Annotated in this window: 6 protein-coding genes; 1 reads left to right on the plus strand and 5 read right to left on the minus strand. The window is 67.0% G+C overall.

The annotated features are described in order from the left end of the window. The 5 genes from ABW137_RS24660 to ABW137_RS24680 all read right to left on the minus strand — a co-directional run. Window positions 1-329 (minus strand): 2-oxoglutarate and iron-dependent oxygenase domain-containing protein (locus ABW137_RS24660; RefSeq protein WP_526404086.1); only part of this gene is annotated, 329 nt, incomplete at its 3' end. Window positions 330-357: 28 nt separating this feature from the next. Continuing rightward, window positions 358-798: a nucleoside deaminase gene (locus ABW137_RS24665; protein WP_526404087.1), complete on the minus strand. Its 441-nt coding sequence runs from the start codon at window positions 796-798 to the stop codon at window positions 358-360. After that, on the minus strand, window positions 795-2,189 hold the full coding sequence (locus tag ABW137_RS24670; RefSeq protein WP_526404088.1) for a purine-cytosine permease family protein: 1,395 nt from the start codon (window positions 2,187-2,189) through the stop codon (window positions 795-797). The genes ABW137_RS24665 and ABW137_RS24670 overlap by 4 nt, the downstream gene beginning before the upstream one ends. A 72-nt stretch (window positions 2,190-2,261) precedes the next feature. Next, window positions 2,262-3,548: a threonine/serine exporter family protein gene (locus ABW137_RS24675; RefSeq protein ID WP_526404089.1), complete on the minus strand. Its 1,287-nt coding sequence runs from the start codon at window positions 3,546-3,548 to the stop codon at window positions 2,262-2,264. A 60-nt stretch (window positions 3,549-3,608) separates the two neighbouring features. Then, a complete protein-coding gene (locus ABW137_RS24680; protein ID WP_526404090.1) occupies window positions 3,609-4,217 on the minus strand; it encodes a mycothiol-dependent nitroreductase Rv2466c family protein in 609 nt (202 codons plus the stop codon). Window positions 4,218-4,315: 98 nt separating this feature from the next. On the opposite strand from ABW137_RS24680, the gene ABW137_RS24685 reads away from it, so the two are divergent. Beyond that, window positions 4,316-5,421, plus strand: a 1,106-nt coding sequence (locus ABW137_RS24685; protein ID WP_526404091.1) for a M1 family metallopeptidase, incomplete at its 3' end; no start/stop codon positions are given.

A 5,421-nucleotide genomic window follows, 5' to 3' on the forward strand; every position in this document is an offset into this window, starting at 1 on the left:
GTCGCCGTCTCGGCGCCCAGACTGTAACTCTCCTTCAGGTCCGGCGGCGTCTCGGTGCCCTCCGCGTAGCCGTTGGCCTCGGCACCCGGTCCGATCCACCCGTGACCACCGACGGGCACCGAGTAGCGCTGCTTGATGGCGTCGGGCTTGGCGAAGAACTCGCGGCTGGCCTTGCGCACTGCGGCTGCCAACTCTGGGTCGACGCCGTGCCCGGTGACCAGGATGAAGCCCGCCCGCTGAAGGCTCTCGTCGACCTCGGCGGCGACGGCGTCGGCCGCCGCTCCCCCGGCGCGCCACCTCGAGATGTCCACCTTCGCAATGACACTCATGCTTGCCCACCCAGCTTCGCCCGCTCGATCATTCTCCGATGTCCTCCAACCACAGCTCGGGGCGATCCGCGATGAACTCGGTCATCATCTGTACGCAACGCTCGTCGTCGAGAATCGTGATCGCCACCCCATGCTCGGCGAGCCAGTCGTGTCCGCCGCTGAACGTCTTCGCCTCGCCGATGACGACCGCGCCGATGTTGAACTGGCGCACCAGACCGCTGCAGTACCAACACGGCGACAGGGTGGTCACCATGATCGTCGACCGATAGTCGCGCTGTCGACCCGCCGCCCGGAACGCGTCGGTCTCGCCGTGCACCGACGGATCGTCGTCCTGCACGCGTCGGTTGTGCCCGCTGCCCAGCAATACGCCGTCGGCGCTGAACAGGGCCGCACCGATCGGAATTCCGCCCTCCGACAAGCCCTTCCTGGCCTCGTCGACGGCGACGTCGAGCATCCCCTCCGGTGTCACGGGACCAGCCGCTCCGCGGCTATCTTCGACCTGCACAGCAGCAGATAGCTCCCGCCTGCGAGTACGAAACCAACGAAGAACGTGATGTCGCCGAGCTGGGGCAGCGCCTTGGCGACGAGCCCGACGAACTTCTCCTGGTTGGAGAACAACAGCACCGAGACGACCAGACCGATCACGAACGCCGCCAATCCACCCCAGTTGACGTAGGACCGGTCGTACAGGAAGCCGGCGATCTTCTGACCACGACGCAGATACTGGTCGGCGAAGACGACGCCGAGCCACGGCCCGATCCAATAAGCGATGATCAGCAGGAACGCCTCGTAGCTGTGCGCGGCGTCAGGAAGCGCCCACCACGCCACCAGGAAGCCCGCGACGCCGAAGAACACGGTGACGAGTGCGCGAGCCACGTTGGCGGGAAGCTTGACGCCGATGGTGACGAATGCCATTGCGCCCGAATAGATGTTGATCGAGTTCGCGGCGATCGCGCCGATCGCGATGGCCAACAGCGTCGCCTTGGCCAGCGGCGAGGCGAGCTCACTGGTGAACGAGCCGGTGGGATCGGCCAGCGAGGCCTCGCCGACAGTCGCCGACGCGGCGCCCACCGTCTCCAGGATCGCGCACGACAGAAACAGCCCCAATGAGGCGAACAAGCCAGTGCGCGCGGTCGACACCGTCGACGGAAGATAGCGGGTGTAGTCGGCGGCGTACGGCGTCCACCCCGCGGCGTACCCGAAGGCCGTGCCGACGGTCAGCAGGAACCCACCAAGGCCGCCGACGCCACCCGCCGGGGCGGCCGCACCCACGTCGGCGTGGGCGAAGATCGCCACCGACGCGGCCACGAAGATCACCGCGAGGACGGGGAACGAGTACTTCTCGAACGCCTGCACGAGGTTGTGCCCGAAGAACGCGAAGCCGGTCTGCAGCAGCACGATGATGATGAGCCCGACCAACGGTCCGAATCCGAACAACGTGCTCAGCGCGAAGGCGCCGCTCACGCTGTTGGTGGCGAACCAGCCGACACCCGCGGTGATCGACATGAACACCGCTGGCACGGCGTTGCCCTTGAAGCCGAATGCCATGCGGCCCAACACCATCTGTGGGACGCCGTGCAGCGGCCCCCGCGCCGACAGGACATAGTGTGCGAGCGCACCGAGGCCGGTGCCGATGACGATGCCTGCGACGGCCTGCCAGAAGCTCATGCCGAACGCCAGCACCGAGAGCATGCCGACGAAGATCGTCGCGAACTCCAGGTTGGGCGAGGTCCACGTCCAGAACAACTGACTCGGTTTTCCGTGTCGGTCTTCCTCGGCGATGAACTCGTTTCCACCAGGTTCGACCGCGACGATCTTGTTGCGGTAGGAACCGTCGGTGGTGGGCTCGGCGACTGTCATTGGTACACCGTTCTACCTACGGCGCCGGCCCGCAACCGGAGTGGCGCACCCGACGCCGGCGGTCGACGACGCTCAACCGCGCCGGGGTCTGCTGAACGCGTAGAAGACGCTGTAGCCAGCCAACGTACCGAGGGCGATCGAGAACACCGCGGCCACCGTCGAGCCGAGGGTCTCGACGCTCGCGTGGCCGCCGGTGGCTGCCTCGCTCAAGGACACGAAGCTCAGGGCGCCGGGGACCAGCGCCCAGAATGACGCCAGCATCAACACGATCGCCGGGGGTGCGCTCTTGATCCGCGACGCCAGCATCGCGAAGGGCACGACGAGGAAGGCGCCGACCGCCCCGCTGTACGAGGCGGGCAGGGCCAGTCCGCCGACCTGCTGGCCGATCAGTGCCACGCCGACGGCCGCGGCCAACCACGGCAGCGACCCCTTCGGCGCCGAAAGATAGACGTAGAGCCCCGCCGCGACGACGACGATCGCCGCGTACAGCGCCCAGTCCCCCATCCGCGTCGACGGTTCCTGGGGAGCCACCTTGCCCGCGACGTGGATGCCCAGCGCGACGCCGAACACCAGAAGCATCAGTTGCGTCACTCCGTAAATCAGCCTGCTCGCTCCCGCGACGATCTCGGAACTCGCCAACTCCATGGCACCGATCGTCAGCGCCATGCCGGGGAGCACCGCGACCAGGGGCGGGCTGATCACCCGCAGCAGCCCGTCATTCGCCGCGTCGGCGACGAACCACGTGGCCAGCACGGTCACGATGGCCGCCGACAGCGTCGGCAGGACCGGGTTGAGTGCGGGAAACGGTCGGCCCAGCAGGACGACGGCGCCAACCACCAACCCCAAGAACAGGTAACCGGGCAGAGCCGCCCAGGTGGGGTTGATGACCATGCCGAAACCGATCGTGGTCAACGCGTATCCGAGCACGGTGACGAATGCGCCGAATCGTGGTCGCATCACGCGAGCCGCGGCGACCGCGGTTATCGCATCCGCAGGGGTGATGGCGCCGACCGCCGCGCGGTCCGCGATGTCGTCGATGCGACCGGCGAGGTCGAGTTGGATGGTCGCGCGGTCCGAGACCTCGACTTCGTACCCGACGGACCCGACCTGCACGACCAGCGCCGCAGGCAGGGTCACCACCCTGACCTTCTCGTCGGTGTAGTTCGCCGCGATCCCGATCAGCCGACCAGCCACCACGTGAGTCGGCTGCTCCACTTCGAGAAGCGCGATCCCCAGTTCCCGCAGCATCGCCGCTACCTCGGCGTCATCGTGCGAGCCGGGACCCGCGAGGCCCTCTGGCGCGTCCTTGCGGACCGACTGCCACATGCGGCGGGCCCGGCCACCCCGATCGTCGGTCACAACGCAGATTGTCGCCCAGCGGGTCAACCCACCGAACGGGGCCTTGCGGGCGGCCTGCGGTCAGTCGAACTCTGGCGACTCGTGTCGAGTGCGCTTCAACTCGAAGAAGTGGGGATAGCCGGCGAAGATCACCGACGCGTCCCACAGCTTGCCCGCCTCCTCGCCGCGCGGGATGCGTGACAGCACCGGCCCGAAGAATGCGACGCCGTTGACGTGAATGGTCGGGGTTCCGACGTCGTCGCCGACGGCGTCCATGCCTTCGTGGTGACTCTTGCGCAGGATCTCGTCGTACTTGTCGGTGGTGGCCGCCTCGGCGAGCTCGGCGGGCAGCCCCACCTCGTCGAGCGCCTTGCGAATGACGTCGTCGAAGTCCTTGTTGCCCTTGTTGTGAATCTCGGTGCCCATGGCGGTGTAGAGGGGGCTCAGGATCTCGCTGCCCTTGGCCTGCTCGGCGGCGACGGCGACGCGGACCGGACCCCACGCCTTCTTCATCATGTCCTGATACTCCTCGGGAAGATCACGCCCCTCGTTGAGCACCGCAAGGCTCATGACGTGGAAGTTCACGTCGATGTCACGGACCTTCTCGACTTCGAGAATCCAGCGCGAGGTGATCCAGCACCACGGGCACAGCGGGTCGAACCAGAAACCGGCTTCGTCTTTCTTGGCCACGTTCCACAATCCTCTCGGCAGACAACGGTCAGAGCTCCGTTCAGCTCAACTACGCACGCCGGGCCAATGTTCCCGGCCTCCGTCTAGTGTTGACCGGCGTGGCACTTCCCAACCTCACTCGCGACCAAGCGGCCGAGCGCGCCGCGCTCATCACCGTCGACACCTATCGGGTCGTGCTCGACCTGACCGACGGCGCCGGAGGTCCAAGCGAGCGGACCTTCCGATCGACGACGACGGTCGAGTTCGATGCATTGGCCGGCTCCGACTCCGTCATCGACGTGGCCGCTGAAGCCGTGCTCAGCGCGACCCTCAACGGCGTGGCGATCGACGTGTCGGGCTACGACGAGGCCACCGGCGTGCCGCTGGTCGGGCTCGCCGAGCACAACGTGGTCGTCGTGGAGGCCGACTGCCGGTACTCCAACACCGGCGAGGGCCTGCACCGCTTCGTCGATCCCGTCGATGACGAGGTGTATCTGTACTCGCAGTTCGAGACCGCGGACGCCAAGCGGATGTTCGCCTGCTTCGATCAGCCCGACCTGAAGGCCACGTTCGACGTCGTGGTGACCGCGCCTGCCCACTGGCAGGTGATCTCCAACGGGGCCGTCGAGAGCGTCGACCTCGTCGCCGCCGGGAAGCAGCACACGTTCGCGACCACCCCGCGGATGAGCACCTACCTCGCCGCCCTGATCGCCGGGCCGTACGCACGGTGGGACGACGTCTACACCGACGAGCACGGTGACATCCCGCTCGGGATCTTCTGCCGCGGCTCGCTCGCGGAGTACATGGACGACGAGCGGCTCTTCACCGAGACCAAGCAGGGGTTCGGCTTCTACCACCGCAACTTCGGCGTGCCGTATGCCTTCGGCAAGTACGACCAGCTGTTCGTCCCCGAGTTCAACGCGGGCGCGATGGAGAACGCAGGCGCCGTGACCTTCCTGGAGGACTACGTCTTTCGCAGCAAGGTGACGCGGGCGTCCTACGAGCGGCGCGCCGAGACGGTGCTGCACGAGATGGCGCACATGTGGTTCGGCGACCTCGTCACGATGCAGTGGTGGGACGACCTGTGGCTCAACGAGTCCTTCGCCACGTTCGCCTCGGTGCTGTGCCAAGCCGAGGCGACGGAGTACACCACGGCGTGGACCACCTTCGCCAACGTCGAGAAGTCGTGGGCGTACCGGCAGGACCAGTTGCCGTCGACTCATCC

It is taken from the genome of Mycobacterium sp. (assembly GCF_040509115.1).
GTDB lineage: Bacteria > Actinomycetota > Actinomycetes > Mycobacteriales > Mycobacteriaceae > Mycobacterium.